This window comes from Seonamhaeicola marinus (genome assembly GCF_008085455.1).
Genome location: NZ_VSDQ01000705.1, coordinates 338 through 855, shown reverse-complemented (window position 1 = coordinate 855; position 518 = coordinate 338). Strand labels below are relative to the sequence as shown.

1 pseudogene (cut by a window edge) is annotated in these 518 nt (G+C 38.4%); it reads left to right on the top strand.

The features are described 5' to 3' along the window. Window positions 1-518: pseudogene (locus tag FUA24_RS17255) on the top strand (adenosylhomocysteinase) (its annotated part continues 337 nt past the right edge of the window); the annotation flags it as partial.

Sequence of the window (518 nt, the reverse complement as noted above, 5' to 3'; positions counted from 1 at the left end):
ATTGAATTAGCCGAAGCTGAAATGCCAGGTTTAATGAGCTTACGCGAAGAGTACAAAGATACTCAACCGCTTAAAGGCGCACGTATAGCCGGGTGTTTACACATGACTATACAAACAGCCGTTTTAATTGAAACATTACAAGCTTTAGGTGCCGAAGTAACTTGGAGTTCTTGTAACATTTTCTCTACACAAGACCACGCTGCTGCTGCAATTGCTGATGCTGGAACTGCTGTTTACGCTTGGAAAAACATGAACGAAGAAGAATTTGATTGGTGTATAGAACAAACGCTTTTCTTTGGTGAAGACAGAAAACCTTTAAACATGATTCTTGATGATGGTGGCGATTTAACAAACATGGTTTTAGATAAATATCCAGAGTTAGTATCTGGTATTAAAGGCTTAAGTGAAGAAACCACAACAGGCGTACACCGTTTATACGAGCGCGTTAAAAACGGTACATTACCAATGCCAGCAATTAACGTAAATGATTCTGTTACAAAAAGTAAATTTGACAACAA